The 17,942-nt window shown below is 43.2% G+C and carries 21 protein-coding genes; 10 read left to right on the plus strand and 11 right to left on the minus strand.

Annotated features, from left to right (window positions below):
* Window positions 1-26 precede the first annotated feature (26 nt).
* Together ACE38W_RS10445 and ACE38W_RS10450 are read right to left on the minus strand one after the other, a co-directional pair.
* Window positions 27-329, minus strand: coding sequence for a winged helix-turn-helix domain-containing protein (locus ACE38W_RS10445; protein WP_375830658.1), 303 nt, complete (start codon window positions 327-329; stop codon window positions 27-29).
* Entirely contained in the window at window positions 326-970 is a 645-nt protein-coding gene (locus tag ACE38W_RS10450; protein WP_375830659.1) for a hypothetical protein, read from the minus strand. The genes ACE38W_RS10445 and ACE38W_RS10450 overlap by 4 nt, the downstream gene beginning before the upstream one ends.
* Window positions 971-1,103: 133 nt before the next feature.
* Here ACE38W_RS10450 and ACE38W_RS10455 point away from each other — a divergent pair, with 133 nt between their 5' ends.
* Both ACE38W_RS10455 and ACE38W_RS10460 read left to right on the plus strand, forming a co-directional pair.
* Window positions 1,104-3,611, plus strand: a complete 2,508-nt coding sequence (locus ACE38W_RS10455) for a DUF5686 family protein (protein WP_375830661.1) — start codon at window positions 1,104-1,106, stop codon at window positions 3,609-3,611.
* A gap of 57 nt (window positions 3,612-3,668) precedes the next feature.
* Window positions 3,669-4,418 (plus strand): SDR family NAD(P)-dependent oxidoreductase, encoded by a 750-nt coding sequence (locus ACE38W_RS10460; RefSeq protein ID WP_375830663.1) that lies wholly within the window; start codon window positions 3,669-3,671, stop codon window positions 4,416-4,418.
* Window positions 4,419-4,473: 55 nt separating this feature from the next.
* Here ACE38W_RS10460 and ACE38W_RS10465 read toward each other — a convergent pair whose 3' ends face one another.
* Window positions 4,474-5,655 carry an aspartate aminotransferase family protein gene (locus ACE38W_RS10465; RefSeq protein WP_375830665.1) on the minus strand — a complete coding sequence of 394 codons (1,182 nt, stop codon included), beginning with the start codon at window positions 5,653-5,655 and terminating at the stop codon, window positions 4,474-4,476.
* Between the two features lie 89 nt (window positions 5,656-5,744).
* Here ACE38W_RS10465 and ACE38W_RS10470 point away from each other — a divergent pair, with 89 nt between their 5' ends.
* Genes ACE38W_RS10470 through ACE38W_RS10480 form a run of 3 tightly spaced genes read left to right on the plus strand, consistent with a single transcriptional unit; the run spans window position 5,745 to window position 6,628 of the window.
* A complete protein-coding gene (locus ACE38W_RS10470; RefSeq protein WP_375830667.1) occupies window positions 5,745-6,284 on the plus strand; it encodes a gamma carbonic anhydrase family protein in 540 nt (179 codons plus the stop codon).
* A gap of 37 nt (window positions 6,285-6,321) precedes the next feature.
* Entirely contained in the window at window positions 6,322-6,474 is a 153-nt protein-coding gene (locus ACE38W_RS10475) for a hypothetical protein (protein ID WP_375830668.1), read from the plus strand.
* 10 nt (window positions 6,475-6,484) lie between these two features.
* Window positions 6,485-6,628, plus strand: a complete 144-nt coding sequence (locus ACE38W_RS10480; RefSeq protein WP_375830669.1) for a hypothetical protein — start codon at window positions 6,485-6,487, stop codon at window positions 6,626-6,628.
* On the opposite strand, the gene rsgA is transcribed toward ACE38W_RS10480, so the two are convergent.
* From rsgA to ACE38W_RS10505, 5 genes are all read right to left on the minus strand, one after another.
* Window positions 6,625-7,554 (minus strand): ribosome small subunit-dependent GTPase A, encoded by a 930-nt coding sequence (rsgA, locus tag ACE38W_RS10485; protein ID WP_375830670.1) that lies wholly within the window; start codon window positions 7,552-7,554, stop codon window positions 6,625-6,627. The genes ACE38W_RS10480 and rsgA overlap by 4 nt on opposite strands.
* Window positions 7,555-7,652: 98 nt before the next feature.
* Window positions 7,653-8,663, minus strand: coding sequence for a VWA domain-containing protein (locus ACE38W_RS10490; RefSeq protein WP_375830671.1), 1,011 nt, complete (start codon window positions 8,661-8,663; stop codon window positions 7,653-7,655).
* 47 nt (window positions 8,664-8,710) lie between these two features.
* Window positions 8,711-9,694 (minus strand): hypothetical protein, encoded by a 984-nt coding sequence (locus ACE38W_RS10495; protein WP_375830672.1) that lies wholly within the window; start codon window positions 9,692-9,694, stop codon window positions 8,711-8,713.
* A gap of 17 nt (window positions 9,695-9,711) precedes the next feature.
* Entirely contained in the window at window positions 9,712-10,551 is an 840-nt protein-coding gene (locus tag ACE38W_RS10500) for a DUF58 domain-containing protein (protein WP_375830673.1), read from the minus strand.
* 80 nt (window positions 10,552-10,631) lie between these two features.
* Window positions 10,632-11,555: an AAA family ATPase gene (locus ACE38W_RS10505; protein WP_375831179.1), complete on the minus strand. Its 924-nt coding sequence runs from the start codon at window positions 11,553-11,555 to the stop codon at window positions 10,632-10,634.
* A gap of 293 nt (window positions 11,556-11,848) precedes the next feature.
* On the opposite strand from ACE38W_RS10505, the gene ACE38W_RS10510 reads away from it, so the two are divergent.
* The 4 genes from ACE38W_RS10510 (at window position 11,849) to ACE38W_RS10525 (ending at window position 13,816) form a co-directional block, all read left to right on the plus strand.
* Window positions 11,849-12,190: a hypothetical protein gene (locus tag ACE38W_RS10510; RefSeq protein ID WP_375830674.1), complete on the plus strand. Its 342-nt coding sequence runs from the start codon at window positions 11,849-11,851 to the stop codon at window positions 12,188-12,190.
* A 9-nt stretch (window positions 12,191-12,199) separates the two neighbouring features.
* On the plus strand, window positions 12,200-12,859 hold the full coding sequence (locus tag ACE38W_RS10515; protein ID WP_375830675.1) for a peptidylprolyl isomerase: 660 nt from the start codon (window positions 12,200-12,202) through the stop codon (window positions 12,857-12,859).
* 59 nt (window positions 12,860-12,918) lie between these two features.
* Window positions 12,919-13,296: a glycine cleavage system protein GcvH gene (gcvH, locus tag ACE38W_RS10520; RefSeq protein WP_375830676.1), complete on the plus strand. Its 378-nt coding sequence runs from the start codon at window positions 12,919-12,921 to the stop codon at window positions 13,294-13,296.
* Window positions 13,297-13,420: 124 nt separating this feature from the next.
* Window positions 13,421-13,816, plus strand: coding sequence for a VanZ family protein (locus ACE38W_RS10525; RefSeq protein WP_375830677.1), 396 nt, complete (start codon window positions 13,421-13,423; stop codon window positions 13,814-13,816).
* A gap of 115 nt (window positions 13,817-13,931) precedes the next feature.
* Here ACE38W_RS10525 and ACE38W_RS10530 read toward each other — a convergent pair whose 3' ends face one another.
* The 3 genes from ACE38W_RS10530 to prfA form a co-directional block, all read right to left on the minus strand.
* Window positions 13,932-14,612: an OmpA family protein gene (locus ACE38W_RS10530; RefSeq protein WP_375830678.1), complete on the minus strand. Its 681-nt coding sequence runs from the start codon at window positions 14,610-14,612 to the stop codon at window positions 13,932-13,934.
* Window positions 14,613-14,786: 174 nt separating this feature from the next.
* Window positions 14,787-15,365: a hypothetical protein gene (locus ACE38W_RS10535; RefSeq protein WP_375830679.1), complete on the minus strand. Its 579-nt coding sequence runs from the start codon at window positions 15,363-15,365 to the stop codon at window positions 14,787-14,789.
* A 182-nt stretch (window positions 15,366-15,547) separates the two neighbouring features.
* Window positions 15,548-16,612: a peptide chain release factor 1 gene (prfA, locus tag ACE38W_RS10540; protein ID WP_375830681.1), complete on the minus strand. Its 1,065-nt coding sequence runs from the start codon at window positions 16,610-16,612 to the stop codon at window positions 15,548-15,550.
* 100 nt (window positions 16,613-16,712) lie between these two features.
* On the opposite strand from prfA, the gene ACE38W_RS10545 reads away from it, so the two are divergent.
* On the plus strand, window positions 16,713-17,861 hold the full coding sequence (locus ACE38W_RS10545) for an amidohydrolase family protein (protein WP_375830682.1): 1,149 nt from the start codon (window positions 16,713-16,715) through the stop codon (window positions 17,859-17,861).
* The last annotated feature ends 81 nt before the right edge of the window (window positions 17,862-17,942 follow it).

Raw genomic sequence — 17,942 nt, forward strand, 5'->3', positions numbered from 1 at the left:
ATTTCAAAGTAAAAGGGCAAAAAAAATTATTTTGTGAACCGGATCATGTTTTCCAATGCTGCGAGATGACCTTTGAAAGCCTTTTCCCCGGCAGCAGTAATAGCATAAGTGGTATTGGTTTTACGTCCTATAAAACCTTTATGAACTTTGATATAGCCGTTTTCTTCCAGCGTGTTCAGGTGAGATGCCAGATTACCATCGGTAACTTCCAGCATCTGTTTAAGATCGTTAAAGTTGATCTCATCGTTCACCATCAGGATGCTCATCACACCCAGCCTGATACGACTCTCAAAAATCTTATTTAAATTACCGATCGGGTTTATATTCATGACTGAAGATTCTCCTTTCTATCATACTTCCACCACATCAAAATACCATAAATAATGTGACAGCAGCCAAATCCAATGGCCCAAAAATAAAGCCCTTTACCCAAAAAGAAAAGATTTAGCAATCCCAGTACTGTTTCTGTAAGGCCCAGATAGCGTATCTCCGGCACCGTATACTTACTGGCATTGATCAACGCCAGCCCATAAAAAATCAGACAGGAAGTACCCACAAGCCACTCTGCTCCATTATATAGTAATCCTAAGATAAATATACCGCCTATCGCCATCGGTATGGCACCATTGATAAATACTTTCCGCGCAGTCATATCCCATACCGGCAATCCATTCTTCCTCGCTTTACGATAAGTAAACAAAATGCCCAGTAAAAATGCCATTGCCATCACACCCAAACCCAATAAAACCAAACCGTTTCTTAAGTACACATAGTCACTTACATCATAACCACCCCTCGCAGACCAACGGGCATAATAACTGTTAAACATATGCTGTGCTACACCGGCACCCACTAATGCTACAACGCCCGCAGATATGCTACTGAGGCCACTTAGCGAAATAAATCGACTACTCCGCTCCATTATCCGACGAATGTCTGTTATAGCCTGAAGATGTTCGTGTTCTGTCATATAAAAAGCACTTTGCAATACAAAGCTAGTTTAAATTTTAATATCTCAAAATATATTTTTTTGTCATTGGAACGTTAAGGTATCCGGGAGAGTAAAAGTTTAGCGCTAAATGCTATAATATTGTTCTCAGAATATGACAGACTGGAAAAGAATCATAGCAACCATTTTTATTGTATTAGCCTGGCCCGCAGGTTTGATCGCTCAACAATATAAGATCAAAGGAGTAATCAGAGATGCGCATTCACAGGAAATTATACCTTTTGCCACATTACAATTCACTAATACTCAAACAGGTATGGTTAGTGATATGGAAGGGAAATACCTCTTTGAATTAAATGTTATACCCGCGGATACGCTGCAGGTACGAGTAATGGGCTACAACCTCACCAAAATGCCCGTCAATCGCAGTCTCAAAGAGCAAACCATCAACTTCGATGTTTCCCGATCTGATGTATCACTCAAAGTTCATGAAGTAAAAGCCAACGTAAACTTTGCACTGATACTTCTTCGCCAGATCATCAAACACAAACCAGAGAATAACTATAACAGACTGGATAACTATAAATACGAAGTTTATAATAAACTGGAACTGGATATGAAAAACCTTAACAAGGACAAATTATCCAGAAACAGATTTACAAAACCATTTGCGTTTATACTAGATAATATCGATAGTACTTCGGAAGACAAACCTTTTCTACCCATCTTCCTAACTGAATCTTTATCTGATTACTATTTCCAGGCAAAGCCTCATAAAACAAAAGAAGTCATCAAAGCGGCACGCACTTCAGGGATAGATAACGAAAGCGTACACAAGTTCCTGGGCGGAATGTACCAAAACATCAACATCTACGATAACTTCATACCCGTATTCGATAAACAATTTGTAAGCCCGATCAACAACAGCGGCGCTTTCTACTACGATTATAAAATTGCAGATACCCAATATATCAGCTCTCAACGATTTATCAAGCTAAACTTTACGCCTAAACGTAAAGGCGAAAACGTGTTTATCGGAGATATCTGGGTACATGATACGACCTACGCCGTTTATAAAACTACCCTCAGCGTACCTTCTGCAGCCAATCTCAACTTCGTTCGAAAAGTCAGTCTGGTACAGGAATTCAAACAGCTGCCTGACAGCACCTGGTTTCTGTATAAAGATAAATTCATTGCCGATTTCTGGGCTCCTAGCCCCAACCCGGCAAAAACACTTGACTTCATAGGCCGTAAAACCACCACCTATTCTGACGTCATCACCAACGATACGGCTGCTACCAACATCTTCTCTGATAAAAGATATCCAGAGAACATAACACTGCTGGATAATGCACGCTTTCAGAAGGATTCTTTCTGGCTTAATAACCGTCCGGAAGACCTCAGCAAGAACGAAGCTGGCATTTATAAAATGGTGGATAGTCTGCAGAAAATGCCACTGTTTCAGAAGTACTCTAACACCATCCGTTTCCTCGCTACCGGCTACAAGCCTTTCGGAAAACTGGAATGGGGGCCTTACTATTATGCATTTTCACAAAATACCCTGGAAGGTTTCCGCCTCCGGCTGGACCTCGGTACCACACCGAAATTCAGCAAAAACGTATACCTCTACGGCTACCTTGCATACGGTTTCAATGACGCAGCCTACAAAGGAAAAATAAGTGCGTTGTGGCTCCTGAAAAAACATCCGCGCATGTACCTCTATGGTGCCTACGCCCGTGATTTGGACAATGGCTCTCACTATTACGACGAAGTAGGCTCAGATAACATTTTCACGCTCGCTATTCGTAAAAACGGTATACCACAGAAGTTTTTGCTGGTAGATGAAAAACGTGTAGAGTTCTTCAAAGAATATTATAGCGGATTTTCTCACCAGGTATCTCTGGTACATAAATGGGTACGACCTTTCGCACCACTGCCTACCGTTGATGCATATAAGTCGATGACGGACAAAGGCGATCCGCTCACCAGTGCAGAAGTAGAAGTTAAACTCCGCTATGCATTCCAGGAAGAATTCCTGGAAGGGAATTATTATCGTTATAGTCTGGGTAGTAAATACCCTATTGTAGAATTCAAATACGCCTTGGGTATTCCTGGTATCGCCAATAGTAGCCAGCAATATAACAAGGTAAGTCTCAGTGTTTCTGATTATGTAAAAATCCCTCCTTTCGGTACACTGTACTACAACGTTTATGGCGGCCGCATCTTCGGCAACCTGCCATATACTTCGCTGGAAGTACACCCAGGTAACGAAATTTACTACTATAACAAGTATGCCTTCAACATGATGAATCGCTTTGAATTCCTCAGCGATCGATATGCTGGCTTCAACGTAGAACATACTATCGGCAACGGTATCTTCGCCTATATTCCGCTCATCAAAAAGCTGAAATGGCGCCAGTTCTGGGAAGCCAAAGGCGTAATCGGTTCGCTCTCTGCACAAAACAAAGCATTGAATCTTAATAACGGTTATCCATTCAAAACTTTGGAACACGATCCATATGTGGAAGTAGGTACCGGTATCGAAAATATCTTTAAATTCCTGCGTGTCGACTTCGTATGGCGCGTATCTCCGGGCGTATTACCCGATGATACAAATAGCAAGAGATTCGGCGTATTTGGCAGCTTTAAACTACAATTCTAATCATAACCTTTCAGGCTTTTCCGGTGTTAACATGATATATCCTAAACAGATAATATCATGGGAAAGCTGGACAATAAAGTTGTTTTCGTTACCGGCGGCAATTCCGGTATCGGCAAAGCCTGCGCCATAGCTGCTGCTAAAGAAGGCGCAACTGTTATGATAGCTGATCTGGCCACCGCAGATCATAGCGCAGTACTCAAAGAACTTACCGACTTAGGCGCTAAAAATGCATTCGTACCAATTGATGTGAGTAAATCTGACAGCGTCAAAGAAGCGATAGCAGCCACTGTAAAAGAGTTCGGACGCATAGACGTTGCACTCAACAATGCTGGGGTGGGAGGGCCCTATTCGGGCATTCATGACATGCCGGATGAAGTATGGCAACGCATTATCGATATCAATCTGACCGGACAATTCTACTGTGTAAAATATGAGCTGCAACAGTTCCTCAAACAAGGTGGCGGCGTAATCGTGAACCTTAGCTCTCTCGCCGGATTAGTGGCAGAACCAGGGCTGGTGCCTTATACCGCCGCCAAGCATGGCGTATTGGGACTCACAAAAAATATTGCAGCACAATATGGTGGGCAGCATATTCGCGCCAATGCCATTTGCCCTTATTATATCGATACACCACTTTTAGCAAATTTGCCCACAGAAATACGTAAGAAATGGGAAGACAGGACTCCTATTCATCGATTAGGTACAGCCCAGGAAGTTGCGAATGCGTTTATCTTCTTTGCTTCTGATGACAGCAGTTATTGTAATGGTAGTATTCTAACGCTGGATGGTGGGGTATTAGCGAGTTAAAAAAACGGGCAGGATAGTGTATCCTGCCCGTTTTTTTATTTATTTAGTAAGATGTTTATATTCTGTCTAATCCTTCACAAATAATCTTACACGCAGCAATAATCTCTTCTTCTGTAATTATGAGTGGTGGCGCGATTCGCATGCACGCTGGCGCAAAGAGGAACCAGTCCGTCAGCACGCCATTAGCAATACAATAATCGATCGTTTTTTTATTCGCTTCAAAGCTTTCCAATTCAATAGCCATCATTAATCCGAGAGAACGGACCGCTTTGATAGCGGGGTGTTTCAGATGCTGATGAAATAATTCTCCTTTTGCTTTTACATCTTTAATTACATCCAGATCCAGTAACGCCTGGAAGCCCGCACGACCCGCAGCACAATTCACAGGATGTCCACCAAACGTAGTAATGTGGCCTAATACAGGGTTATTAGTAAGCGTCCACATAATATCTTTGGACGCAATAAATGCACCTAAAGGCATACCGCCTCCCAGCGCTTTTCCCAGCAACAAAATATCAGGAATAATGCCGAGTTGCTGAAAAGCAAATAAAGTACCATTACGGCCAAGTCCACACTGGATTTCATCCAACACCAGTAAGGTACCGGTGGCGTTACATTTTTCACGAAGTGCGTATAGCCATTCCAGTTGTGGCAGATTTACGCCGCCTTCTGCTTGCACACTTTCTGCAATAACAGCAGCAGTACGTTCTGTTATAAGGTCCAGCGAAGCATAGTCGTTATAATTCAAATGCTGGATACCTGGCAGCAATGGCCTGTAGGCATTTCTCCAGAATTCATCACCCAGTATGCTAAGCGCACCTTGTGTAGAACCATGATAGCTACGGTTAAATGCAGCTATTTCTGTTCTGCCGGTATAACGTTTTGCGAGCTTCATCGCACCTTCAACCGCCTCTGCTCCAGAGTTGGTGAAATATACACAGTTAAGATTTTCAGGAAGATGATCTGTCAGTAGTTTGGCAAATGCTACCTGTGGCGACTGTACGAATTCGCCATATACCAGTAAGTGCATATATTGCTGCGCCTGGTCTTGTATAGCTTTCACAACTGCTGGATGGCAGTGCCCTACGTTACACACACTGATACCTGCTATAAGATCCAGGTATTTCTTACCATCAGCATCCCACATATACATGCCTTCTGCTTTCACTATTTCTAATGCCAGCGGGGCATCAGACGTTTGCGCTACGTGCTGCAAAAAAAGTTGTCTGTTGTTCATATCTCGTCATCACTATTACTGCGAAGTTAGAAAACAACTGCTAATTACTAATTGTTATATTTGTACAGCTGGACTAAAAAATATTAACTATGGCATACATTCTACCTTTAAACGGCCACACTCCGCAATTACCGGAAGATACTTTCATTGCCCCCAATGCTACTATCGTTGGCGATGTAATTATGGGAAAAGGCTGTACGGTATGGTTTAACGCTGTTGTTCGCGGTGATGTGAACAGCATTCGTATTGGCGACAACGTGAATATTCAGGATAATGCAGTTATTCACTGTACTTACCAGAAATCACAAACCATCGTAGGAAATAATGTTTCCATAGGTCACAATGCTATCCTTCATGGCTGTACGATTGCGGATAATGTGCTGATAGGTATGGGCTCCATTGTAATGGATAATGCCCGTGTAGACAGTAACTCCATTATTGCGGCAGGTGCAGTAGTACTGGCAGGCACACATGTAGAACAAGGCACGATATGGGCAGGCGTTCCTGCGGTAAAAGTAAAAGATATCGATACTGCGCTCATTAATGGTGAAATCAACAGAATATCAAAGAATTACTCTATGTACGCTTCCTGGTATGAGGGCGTAATTCCAAAAGAGCAGACGCGTTAAGAAAAATCATTATATTGCAGGCAAATATCCGCTCCCTATGAAATTTTATATTTGCCTGCTTCTTCTGGGCTGTATCCTGTTGGGAAGTTGTGCCTCACAGGAAAAAGGCTGCCCTGCCTCTAACTACTATACGAAAGAAATTAAAGCCTCCAATCGCAAGGCTGGTAAGCAAATGACACGTCTTTTCTAAATCACAAACCATGAAAAGACTGATCATAATATTGCTGCTGGCAGTAATTGCCTGCGCTGCTTGTCGTACACAAAAGAAAGGATGTCCGCAACCCCGTCGTAACTGGGGTGCTGAAAAGGTACTCGATGAATTGGGTAAACCTAAAAAGGGCTAGTATTCTTTCTCTTCGATCGTTTCTAGTATAGTAGCATAACTAACATATCTCTCCACATCTATTTCTCCGGCTTCTACCGCTGCTTTCACAGCGCAGCTTGGCTCGTTGATATGCAGACAGTTATTAAACTGGCACTCGCTCAGGTATGGCCGCATCTCAAGGAAATAATGTGATAATTCTGTTTTTTCTATATCTACGATACCGAATTCCCTAACGCCAGGTGTATCTATCAGTCGACCGCCATCAGGCAGGTCATACATTTCGGCGCTGGTGGTGGTGTGCAGCCCTTTACCACTCCATCCACTCACAGCGGTGGTACGGATGGTCAGGCCTGGCATGAGATCATTTATCAGAGAAGATTTCCCAACGCCAGAGTGGCCGGAAATCAATGTAGTCTTATCTTTCAGAACAGCCTTTACTTCATCTATACCATCCTGTTCTTTTGCAGATATCAGCATAACCTGGTATCCGATGTCGGTATAAACATCATAGATTTCTTCATACTTCTCCATCTCCTTATCCTTGTAAATATCTTTTTTGTTGAAGATGAGAATAACAGGGATATGGTATGCAGCAGCTGTAACCAGGAAACGATCTATGAAACCGGTGGAAGTACGCGGCTCTTTCAGGGTACAGATCAGTACAGCCTGGTCCAGGTTAGCGGCAACAATATGTTTTTTGTTTTTACCATGGGGAGAAGCACGCACGATATAATTGCTGCGGTTTTCAATCTTAGTAATCATGGCATTGCCAGGCTCTCCATCTTCAGGCTCAATTTCCACAAGGTCGCCTACCGCCACCGGATTGGTGGAAGTAATGTCTTCATTTTTCTTGAAGATACCTTTCATACGAGCCTGAAAAAACTCGCCAGTAGCCGTTTTCACAGTATACCAGCTTCCTGTTGATTTATAGATTGTTGCTTGCAATACCTGATATTTTGATGTTCTGAACACCAAAGGTAAGAATAAAAAAAATGCCTTACCACTTAGTACTGGTAAGGCATCTCAAGGATATGAATATCTTTCTACGGCAAACTTCTGAACACGGTATATCTCAATACTGTTTCCAGCAATATGCAGGCTAATGCAATGCAGGCAAAGAGGAAGAAATGCTCAGCATACTTCTTGTAGCTGGTAATCTCCACTTTTGTTTTCTCCATATTATCGATTTCATCGTAGATATGCTTCAAATCTCCAGTGTTGGTAGCCCTGAAATACTGACCACCAGTTTCTTTAGAGATCTTTTTCATCAACGGTTCATCGATTTGTACATCCTGCATAACGGTTTGCACAGAGCCATCAGGCATTGGCATCGGGAACGGTGCTTTGCCTATGGTTCCTACGCCAATTGTATATACACGAACTTTAAATGCTTTTGCTATTTCAAGTGCTGTAAGCGGATCAATCAAACCAACGTTGTTGACGCCATCTGTCAGCAGAATAATCACTTTACTCTTTGCGGTACTGCTACGAAGGCGGTCTACAGAGGTTGCCAAGCCCATACCGATGGCGGTACCATCTTGCAGCATACCACTTTTCACCTGCATGATCTGATTTTTCAGCACAGCATGATCTGTGGTAATCGGGCATTGGGTAAAGCTTTCGCCGGAAAACACCACCAGTCCTATACGATCGCTGATACGCTTGTCCACAAAGTCGAGGGCCACATTTTTAGCAGCCTCCATACGATTGGGTTGCAAGTCCTGCGCGAGCATACTACCCGAAATATCGATCGCTAATACGATGTCGATCCCTTCACTATCGATACTTTCAGAGGTATTGGATGTTTGCGGACGCGCCAATGCTACCACCAGGGCTGCATAGGCGAGTATCCGGAGAACCAGCAGCAATGGGCGGAACCTTATCTTCCAGGATACAGGCAATCCCTGTAAACCCTGAATAGAAGATACCATCATCACTCCTTGCTGTTTCTTATTCCGGGAGATATACCAATACACCATCACCGGCACCAGCAATAACAGCCAGAAGAAAGCCGGGTAGGCAAATTCAATATTTTTCCAGGTAGATAAATCCATCAATATCTTATTAAATCCTTTCTATAAAGATTGTAGGCACTACAGGATTATGCCTCCTGCGTTGCAATACCTTCACCATTGACCGCTTCATTCTTTGGGCGGGTCCACTCGAGGATTTCCTCGGCATTACGCATACTGTCTTCATGCTCTTCTGCTGTAGGCTGCATTTTAGCAAACTTCGCCAGATCCGCAATAGTGAGCAGTTTACGTAATTTATCACGCTGCTGATTCAGCTTGGTCACAGGCTTGATATTCTGTAACAGCTCTTCAGTTGTTTGTTCCAATGCTGCTATTCCAAACTGGTGTTCGAAATAGGTACGGAGGATATCTGTCAATCTGGTATAATACATTTTCACATCACCTTTCTGCCACAGCTGTTCCTCTCTCAGCGTTTTGAGCTGCTGGGTAGCCAGGTCATAAGGAGATACGGTTGGTGTAAATACTTCAGGTACTTTCTTTTTACGTGTACGGAAATACAGAAAGATGCCCAACAAGATCAGCACCAACAGTGCGCCACCAGCAAATTCCATCCAGTAATCCAGGAAGCGCCACGGTGCTCCCTGCACACTCTTTATCGGGCGGAAAGCCTTGGTAGTGTCCACAGATACAGTACCTACATCTACGCCTACAGGAGCGCTGTATAGCGAATCTGAAAGGGTAGTACCATCTTTCAGTAATTCGAAGCGCATCGCAGGTATCTCCCAATGACCGGAGTCGAAGCTGGTAAGCACGAATGTTTGCGCTAATACTTTCAGCTGCTGATCACCGCTGGTGTCAATAGATCCCCTGGAAACAACTTCAAAATGTTCGAGTGAATCGGGTATAATAGGGAAGCCGATACGGGTGCTGTTAAACTGTCCGGCAGGAATGGTAGCAGTAAGGCGAAGTTTCACTTGCTCACCTATCCTGATACTGGCAGTATCCACGCGTGCATGAACTTCTGGCGAAGTTTGTGCCATCAGGCCAGCTGGAATTAACAGGCCCAGTAACAAAAAGATAAAAATGCTTCGTATACCTGGTTGTTTATACATGATTACTTTGCTCCGCTTTATGCTCTGTTGAGGAAGAATGTCTGCAATGCTTTCACATAATCCTCATCTGTTCTGATAGATACTAATTCTGCACCACTTTTCAGAAAAGCATTCTTACAATATTGTGCGTGTTGCTGAAATTGATGTTCATAATACTGACGTACTTTTTTGTCAGTAGTATCCACCCATTGTACAGCGCCTGTTTCTGCATCGGCTACCTGTATAAGCCCTACTGGCGGCAGTTCTCTGTCGCGTTGGTCATACACATGTACACCCACTACATCATGCCTTTTTGAGGCGATGTTGAGGGCATCCTGGTAATTGCCCGCCAGAAAATCGCTCAGCACAAATACGATACTTCTCTTTTTAGTGGCATTATTAAAGAAACGCAAGGTTTCCTTAATATTGGTTCCTTTTCGTTTAGGTGTGAATGATAGTAATTCACGAATGATGAATAAGATGTGAGATTTTCCCTTTTTAGGAGGAATATATTTCTCCATACCATCACTGAAAAAGATGACGCCTACTTTATCGTTATTTTTGATAGCAGAGAAAGCAAAAACAGCGCACAGCTCAGTAATGAGATGGCGTTTATCCTGCTTCTTGGTACCAAATGCAGAACTTTCGGAGACATCAACCAGTAACATGACGGTTAGTTCTCTTTCTTCTTCGAATACCTTTACAAAAGGATGGTTAAAGCGGGCTGTTACATTCCAGTCTATAGAACGCACGTCATCTCCGAAGTGGTAATCCCTTACTTCGCTGAAAGACATACCACGGCCTTTGAAGGCGCTATGGTATTCGCCTGCAAATATGTGATTGGTGAGACCTTTTGTCTTGATCTCAATCTGTCTCACCTTTTTTAATATTTCTGCAGTATCCACCTTTAAGCAATTAATGTTTTACGAAATAATAATGAACGGAAGAAGTAGTACGATTAAGGTACTTCCACTGCGTTCAGGATTTCGCTGAGTATATTTTCGCTGGTTACGTTCTCTGCTTCAGCTTCGTAGGTAAGGCCTACACGGTGACGCATAACGTCGAAGCATATACTGCGAACATCTTCCGGAATAACATAACCTCTGCGTTTCATGAAAGCATATGCTTTTGCAGCCATAGCCAGATTGATGCTAGCCCTCGGAGAACCGCCATAGGCAATTAATGGCTTCAGTTTTTGCAGCTTATAATCTTCTGGATTACGAGTCGCAAAAACGATATCGATGATATATTTCTCGATCTTCTCATCCATATATACCTCACGTACCAGGTTACGCGCTTCCATGATATCGGAAGGTTGCACAACCGGACGAATAGCTGGCGTAGCCTGCGGATTCAGGTTCTGACGGATGATGTGTCTTTCCTCTTCTTTGGTAGGATAACCCATCACTACTTTCAGCATGAAACGGTCTACCTGCGCTTCCGGCAGCATATAAGTACCTTCCTGTTCGATCGGGTTTTGTGTTGCCAGTACCAGGAAAGGCTCGTCCAGCTTGAATGTGGTATCACCAATGGTGATCTGTCTTTCCTGCATCGCTTCCAGCAGGGCACTCTGCACTTTTGCCGGGGCACGGTTGATCTCATCCGCCAGGATAAAGTTGGCGAAGATAGGACCACGGCGAACCATAAACTCGTTACGCTGCTGGTTATAGATCATTGTACCAATAACGTCGGCCGGTAATAAGTCCGGTGTAAACTGAATACGACTGAATTTCCCATTGATCGCGGAAGACAATGACTTGATAGAAAGGGTTTTTGCCAGACCAGGCACACCTTCCAGCAGAACGTGACCTTGTGCCAATAAACCGATTAAAAGTCTTTCCACCATGTATTTCTGACCAACGATTACCTTGCCCAGCTCCATGTTTAGCAAATCCACAAAAGCACTCGCCTGATGGATTTTTTCATTCAGTTGACGGATATCGGATGATGTATTTTCCATGCTAATTATTTTTCAGGTGTGCTAAAATAATCATTCTTATCACAAATAAAACTTATAACTGTGTGAAGGAGCCGTTAAAGTGCTGTTAAACTTGCTACAGTGGCTTATTTCACACTTTCCAGTGGCCGCTGATTATTCCTGGAACGGTGCTTCCTGAGATTTATTGTATATTTTTAGTATCACGTACATTTGCTATTCAGGCTAAATAAATAACTATGGAAGATTTCGCGACGCGTTGGAAGCCTATAGAGGAAATGCTCACAGAAAGGTTTGGTAAAACACCTAATATGGAAGCTATTCTGTTCCTCATAGGCATGAACGAACTTAATAAGTTTAGAAAAAAATATACCAAAGAACAAAAACAGGACCTCATGCACATTGCCGTATGCACGTTGCTGAGCCAAAGCGGGTATTTTGAATTAGATGGCTACGATAAAGACGGATGGCCTCATTTCAAAGAAGTACAACCCGTTCCAAAACTAGGACTCGATGAACAGGAACAATTCCTGAAAGAACACGTCATCGCCTATTTTACCGATATCGATAAGGAAGAATAATTTTTCTGTATGAAGAAACTGTTACTACTGATCACCCTTTTATCCCTGGCCGGATTTTCACAGGCAAAGAACAGAAAGGCTAAGATCATCACCCCTTATGGCACTATGATCGTTAAACTATACGATCAAACCCCTAAGCATCGGGATAACTTTATCAAACTTACACGCCATCACTTCTACGATAGTACGCTGTTTCATCGGGTCATCAAAAACTTTATGATCCAGGGCGGCGACCCAGACTCCAAACGGGCCAAAGCAGGCCAGGAGCTTGGCAATGGTGATGTGGGATATACTATCCCGGCGGAGTTTGAACTGGACCTCTTCCATCGCAAAGGTGCGCTGGCTGCCGCCAGGGAAGACCGCCCGGATAAAGCCTCTTCTGGATGCCAGTTCTATATTGTTCAGGGAAAAGTTTTCACCGATGAACAATTAGACAAAGTGGAAAAAACCAGGCTAGGAGGGCGTAAAATACCAGTAGACCAACGGGAAATCTACAAAACAGAAGGCGGCGCACCTCACCTGGACCAAAGCTATACTGTGTTTGGACAAGTGATCAAAGGCATGGATGTTATTGATAAAATAGCAGCAGAAAAAACGGATAGCCACGACAGACCTGTAAAGGATATCCCAATGAAAATCAGACTGAAGAAAAAATGGTTATTCTTTTGATAGCCAGACTCATTGTAATATAACTTTCAGTATTTTTACGGCTCAAAAATCAAACTTGTATGAATTTTCCTTCCAACCTGCGATACACAAAGGATCACGAATGGATTTTGTTAGAAGGTAACACCGCTACTATCGGTATTACCGAATTTGCTCAACGCGAACTGGGAGATATCGTATTCGTAGATATTCCAACCGTTGGTAAATCCTTAGAGGCTGAAGAAGTTTTTGGTACTGTTGAAGCAGTAAAAACAGTTTCTGACCTGTTTTTGCCAGTTGCAGCTACTATCAGTGAAGTTAACGAAGTACTGAACGATGAGCCAGAACTGGTTAACACTGACCCTTATGGTGAAGGCTGGATGGTAAAAGTAACTGTTAAAAATCCTGCTGATGTTGAAAAGCTGTTAACTGCTGATGAGTATTCTAAGCTGATCAACTAATAGCTTCGCAACAATAACTTTTTATACATGCCACGAAGGACAACAGGCCGCGTTATTCATGCGCCCCGTTGTCCTTCGTGCATTTCTGAATCGCGGAAACCGACCTGCTACAATAAACTGGTAAATGAAACAACTCAGATACTTCATACCGGCCATTGCCTGGTTAGTGCTTATAATGGTTTTGTGTACTTTGCCCGGTAGAGACATTCCTACCAACTCATTCTTCGAAAAAGTCCATTTTGATAAATTTGTACACTTCGGACTTTTCGGCGGAATAGTATTCTTTTTAAGTCTGGCAATATGGTGGCAACGCAAAAAAATTTCGCCCGCCCTGCTCTTACTCTTCGTAGTATTTGCAGCAGCCTACGGACTCGCGATCGAATTCATACAAAAATATTACGCCGAAGGAAGGAGCTTTGACATGTACGATGTTTTAGCAGATACCATAGGTGCCATCGCAGGTATATGGGTCTTTAGGATATTCATCTCCATATGGGAAAAAAGAAAAGAGCGGAAATAATTTCCGCTCTTTTCTTTTTTATAGCTTTCAGCAGAAATAAAATCCCCCCTGTAATCAGGGGGGAGTCATTTACTGCTTATGAGAAATAAGTGTACCTTAAAAAATCTGTTTAATATTATTGCTGACCTGCTTCTTTCTTCGCATCAGCTTTCATCTTATCATTCGCAAAGATGGAAAACTCTACACGACGGTTTTTAGCACGGCCTTCTTCTGTACTGTTTGGAGCAATTGGCTGGGTTTTACCATACCAGAAGCCTTGAATACGAGAAGCGTCTACACCCTGTTTAGTCAGAAAAGCAGAAACACTTTTAACCCTTCTTTCTGATAATGCCATGTTGTAAGCATCAGTACCAGTTGAATCGGTATGACCTTCTACACGTACATATGTATCAGGATATTTGTTTAATACCTGCGCCAGTTGGGTAATGCTTGTTTGTGCAGCTGGAGACAGATCAGATTTATCGAAACCAAATAATACACCAGCATCAAATTTTACGTTAATACCTTCACCTACACGTTCTACAGTTGCATTAGGCACTTCAGTTTTGATTTCCTGTGCCTGTTTATCCATTTTTTTACCAATAAGCGCACCACCAGCACCGCCGACAACAGCACCAAGAATAGCTCCCAATGCAGTATTACCGGCTACTTTGCCGATTATAGCACCAGCAGCAGCACCGCCACCAACACCGATTGCAGCACCTTTCTTCGTATTGTCCATGCTCTGCCATTGCGAACAACTAAACAACATTGTTACAGCTAATACGCCAGCTACCAGAACATTTAGTTTTTTCATCATAGTAATTTTAAATATGAAGGTATTATATAATTTTCAAGGCCCAACAATGGTTGTTGAATTCCTGCTGAACAAATATACTGCCAAACTTAAAAATTAGAAAAAATCGGATGATTAATAGTTGTTAAAAAATATAAAAATTTCATAACCTATAACTTTCATCCGATTTTTTTATCAACCAAACAGGTTTTTCAGCATTCCACCGATACCACCTTCCTGCTGACCACCTTGTTGAGATTTTGCACCATTAGATAAGATATCTTTCAAATCATTCAGGTCCACATTACCGTCTCCGTTTTTGTCGAGGCCCGATTTCAGCTTACCCAGCATATCTCCCAGGTTTAAACCTGAAGAAGCGCCACCAGTCAGTGATCCAAGGATACCATCCAAACTGAAATGATTGTTGGAAGGATCATTGGTTTTGTTTACCAAAGAACCAAGTACGGAAGGAATCAGGCTACCAGCCAACTGCGTAGCTGCACCCTTGTCCAGATTGAACTTCTGCAATAATGTATCCAAAAAGTTATTGGATATATTATTTACTACAGGATTACCATTGGTCTCAGACTGGCCACCCAGTAGGCTCAAAACGCCTTCTGTATTACCATTCGCCAGCTCCTGACGTAAACCATTAGTAATTGATTCCGTTGCAGCTTGCATTACGGCCTGGTTCTGCTCATTAGGGACAGCAGGGTTGTTCACAACAGCACCTTGTGCATGTTCTTGAACGAGTTGCAATAATTGCTCTAACATGATTGCATGATTTAAGTAAAAAGGGGAGTATAACGGTTTCCCGGACAAATTAAATGTAGGATTTTTCCTGTAGATACGGACAGTTCAGGGTAAATATTTCACAGTCTCTTAATGAAGGTAACAGCCGCTGTAAATCCCGTTATCAACGGTCATTATCAGCGGCTGTTACTAATATCTCAGGCTTAGTTGCCTTGTTTCAGCTTCTCCGCATTTTCAGCAAATGCAAGCGCCTCAATCATATCCTTGATTTCGCCATTCATAAAGGCATCCAGGTTATAAACTGTCATGCCGATACGATGATCAGTAACACGACCCTGAGGATAGTTATAAGTCCTGATCTTTGCAGAACGGTCGCCAGTTGACACCAAACTCTTACGCTGGCTCGCAATAGCATCTTCATGTTTACGTACTGCCGCTTCATAGATACGCGTACGCAGCATCTTCATGGCAATCTCACGGTTAGAGTGCTGACTACGTCCTTCCTGACATTCTACTACCACACCGGTAGGCCCGTGCGTCAAACGTACGGCAGACTCAGTTTTATTTACGTGCTGGCCACCCGCGCCACTGGAACGGAAAGTATCCATTTTAATATCAGCATCACGGATTTCCACATCCACTTCTTCCGCTTCCGGCAAAACCGCTACTGTAGCAGCAGAGGTATGCACGCGGCCAGAGGCCTCCGTTGCAGGAACACGCTGTACACGGTGTACACCTGATTCAAATTTCAGGGTGCCATATACATCATCTCCACTAACTTCTAATACCACCTCTTTATAACCACCGGCAGAACCAGGGTTCTCACTCATTATACTGGTAGTATAGCCTTTAAGCTCGCAGAAACGCAGATACATACGCAACAGATCACCGGCAAATAAGCTGGCCTCATCTCCACCAGTACCAGCACGGATCTCCAGGATCGCATTTTTCTCGTCCTGTGGATCTTTAGGGATCAACAGGTTGCGGATCAGCTCTTCCTGGGCAACTTTCTGCTCCTGTAATTCCTCTGTTTCGGCTTTTGCCAACTCACGCATTTCATCATCTCCGCTATCCAGTACTTCCTTGTTAAAGGCAATATTTTCCAGCAGATTGCGGTAAACATCATACGCCTTCACAATCTTTTCCAGCTGACGGTATTCCTTGCTCAGCTGGCCAAATTTTTTGTTATCACTTACCACCTCTGGATTGGTAAGGGCCAATGCTACCTGATCAAATCGGCCTTTTATAGCTTCGAGTTTGTCTATCATAATTATCTTTGACTGTTGAGTATACTACCCAATGGGGCAGAGACGGTACTCAATCGGGTTGCAAAATTAAGATCATTCACGTAAATAAACACCAGGGTTGTTGAAACAGATCAAATTAAAGGGAAAAGCGATATTTGACGGACACCATTTCTGGGGTCCTGACAAGGTACTGATATTAGATGAGAATGGCGTAGTGGAGGGCATTTCAGACGAAAAACAAGCTGGAACAGACGTGATTTTTCACGATGGAATTCTCCTTCCAGGATTCATAAATACACATTGCCACCTGGAACTTTCTCACATGAAAAATGTGATTCCTGAGAAAACAGGGCTACCAACCTTCCTGACAACCGTCATGAAACAGCGAAATACCAATGCCGACTTGCAGGAAACAGCCATGGAACAGGCAGCAGCAGCCATGTGGTCCGCAGGTATCAGTGCCGTAGGGGATATCAGTAACGGCCCAGCAACGATTTCACAGAAAAAGAACAGTCAACTTTACTTCCATACTTTCGTAGAATGTATGGGCGTTGCGGATGCCGGCGCTGAAAGCCGCTACCAATACAGCATGGATGTACTTCACCAGTTCGAAACCCTCAATGGACCTATGCATAACAGTTCCATCGTTCCGCATGCGCCATATTCCGTAAGTAAAACGCTGTTCGATAAAATTGCCAACACACCAGACAACACGCCTTTTAGCATACATAACCAGGAAACCTCCGCCGAAAATGAGCTCTATGCCACCAAAACCGGCAGCTTCCTTGATTTCTACAATACCTTCGGTATGGATGCCAGCGGCTTCCAGCCAACAGGCACCGGCAGTCTGGAAGCCTACCTTCCATATTTCCATCTCCAAAAAATAATACTGGTACATAATACCTTCTCCACCGCCACAGACGTGCGTTTTGCGGAGCAGCAATCCTCAGATGTATGGTGGTGCCTTTGTCCGCTGGCTAACCTATACATCGAAAACAGGCTGCCAGACATCAACCTTCTCCGAGAGATGAACTGTAAAATTAGCATTGGCACTGATAGTCTGGCTTCCAATCACCAGTTATCTGTTTGGGAAGAAATTAAAACCATCCGCCAACATTTTCCTGAAATACCATTAGAAGAGTTACTCCAATGGGGTACGAGTAATGGTGCAATTGCATTGGGTATAGCTAATAAATATGGTAGTTTCCAGCCCGGTGCCCAACCAGGAGTGGTACTCATTCACAATGATCAGGCAAGCAGGCTCATCTGATAAAAATTATAATAGCAGGGAAAATGCAGGAGAATTTCCTGAAATTCGAGCCCGATTATGTCTTTATTTTAAACTGATTCC

Source organism: Chitinophaga sp. Hz27 (genome assembly GCF_042263525.1).
In the GTDB taxonomy this organism is placed as follows: Bacteria; Bacteroidota; Bacteroidia; order Chitinophagales; family Chitinophagaceae; genus Chitinophaga.

Bases quoted from the DNA above. Each gene is read 5' to 3' on its own strand.
- ACE38W_RS10475 (WP_375830668.1), top strand. From the start codon at position 6,322: ATGAAATTTTATATTTGCCTGCTTCTTCTGGGCTGTATCCTGTTGGGA.
- ACE38W_RS10460 (WP_375830663.1), top strand. From the start codon at position 3,669: ATGGGAAAGCTGGACAATAAAGTTGTTTTCGTTACCGGCGGCAATTCC.
- ACE38W_RS10490 (WP_375830671.1), bottom strand. From the start codon at position 8,663: ATGGATTTATCTACCTGGAAAAATATTGAATTTGCCTACCCGGCTTTC.
- ACE38W_RS10530 (WP_375830678.1), bottom strand. From the start codon at position 14,612: ATGAAAAAACTAAATGTTCTGGTAGCTGGCGTATTAGCTGTAACAATG.
- ACE38W_RS10495 (WP_375830672.1), bottom strand. From the start codon at position 9,694: ATGTATAAACAACCAGGTATACGAAGCATTTTTATCTTTTTGTTACTG.
- ACE38W_RS10455 (WP_375830661.1), top strand. From the start codon at position 1,104: ATGACAGACTGGAAAAGAATCATAGCAACCATTTTTATTGTATTAGCC.
- ACE38W_RS10450 (WP_375830659.1), bottom strand. From the start codon at position 970: ATGACAGAACACGAACATCTTCAGGCTATAACAGACATTCGTCGGATA.
- ACE38W_RS10480 (WP_375830669.1), top strand. From the start codon at position 6,485: ATGAAAAGACTGATCATAATATTGCTGCTGGCAGTAATTGCCTGCGCT.
- gcvH (WP_375830676.1), top strand. From the start codon at position 12,919: ATGAATTTTCCTTCCAACCTGCGATACACAAAGGATCACGAATGGATT.
- ACE38W_RS10535 (WP_375830679.1), bottom strand. From the start codon at position 15,365: ATGTTAGAGCAATTATTGCAACTCGTTCAAGAACATGCACAAGGTGCT.
- ACE38W_RS10445 (WP_375830658.1), bottom strand. From the start codon at position 329: ATGAATATAAACCCGATCGGTAATTTAAATAAGATTTTTGAGAGTCGT.
- ACE38W_RS10515 (WP_375830675.1), top strand. From the start codon at position 12,200: ATGAAGAAACTGTTACTACTGATCACCCTTTTATCCCTGGCCGGATTT.
- ACE38W_RS10525 (WP_375830677.1), top strand. From the start codon at position 13,421: ATGAAACAACTCAGATACTTCATACCGGCCATTGCCTGGTTAGTGCTT.
- ACE38W_RS10510 (WP_375830674.1), top strand. From the start codon at position 11,849: ATGGAAGATTTCGCGACGCGTTGGAAGCCTATAGAGGAAATGCTCACA.
- ACE38W_RS10465 (WP_375830665.1), bottom strand. From the start codon at position 5,655: ATGAACAACAGACAACTTTTTTTGCAGCACGTAGCGCAAACGTCTGAT.
- ACE38W_RS10470 (WP_375830667.1), top strand. From the start codon at position 5,745: ATGGCATACATTCTACCTTTAAACGGCCACACTCCGCAATTACCGGAA.
- ACE38W_RS10505 (WP_375831179.1), bottom strand. From the start codon at position 11,555: ATGGAGCTGGGCAAGGTAATCGTTGGTCAGAAATACATGGTGGAAAGA.
- prfA (WP_375830681.1), bottom strand. From the start codon at position 16,612: ATGATAGACAAACTCGAAGCTATAAAAGGCCGATTTGATCAGGTAGCA.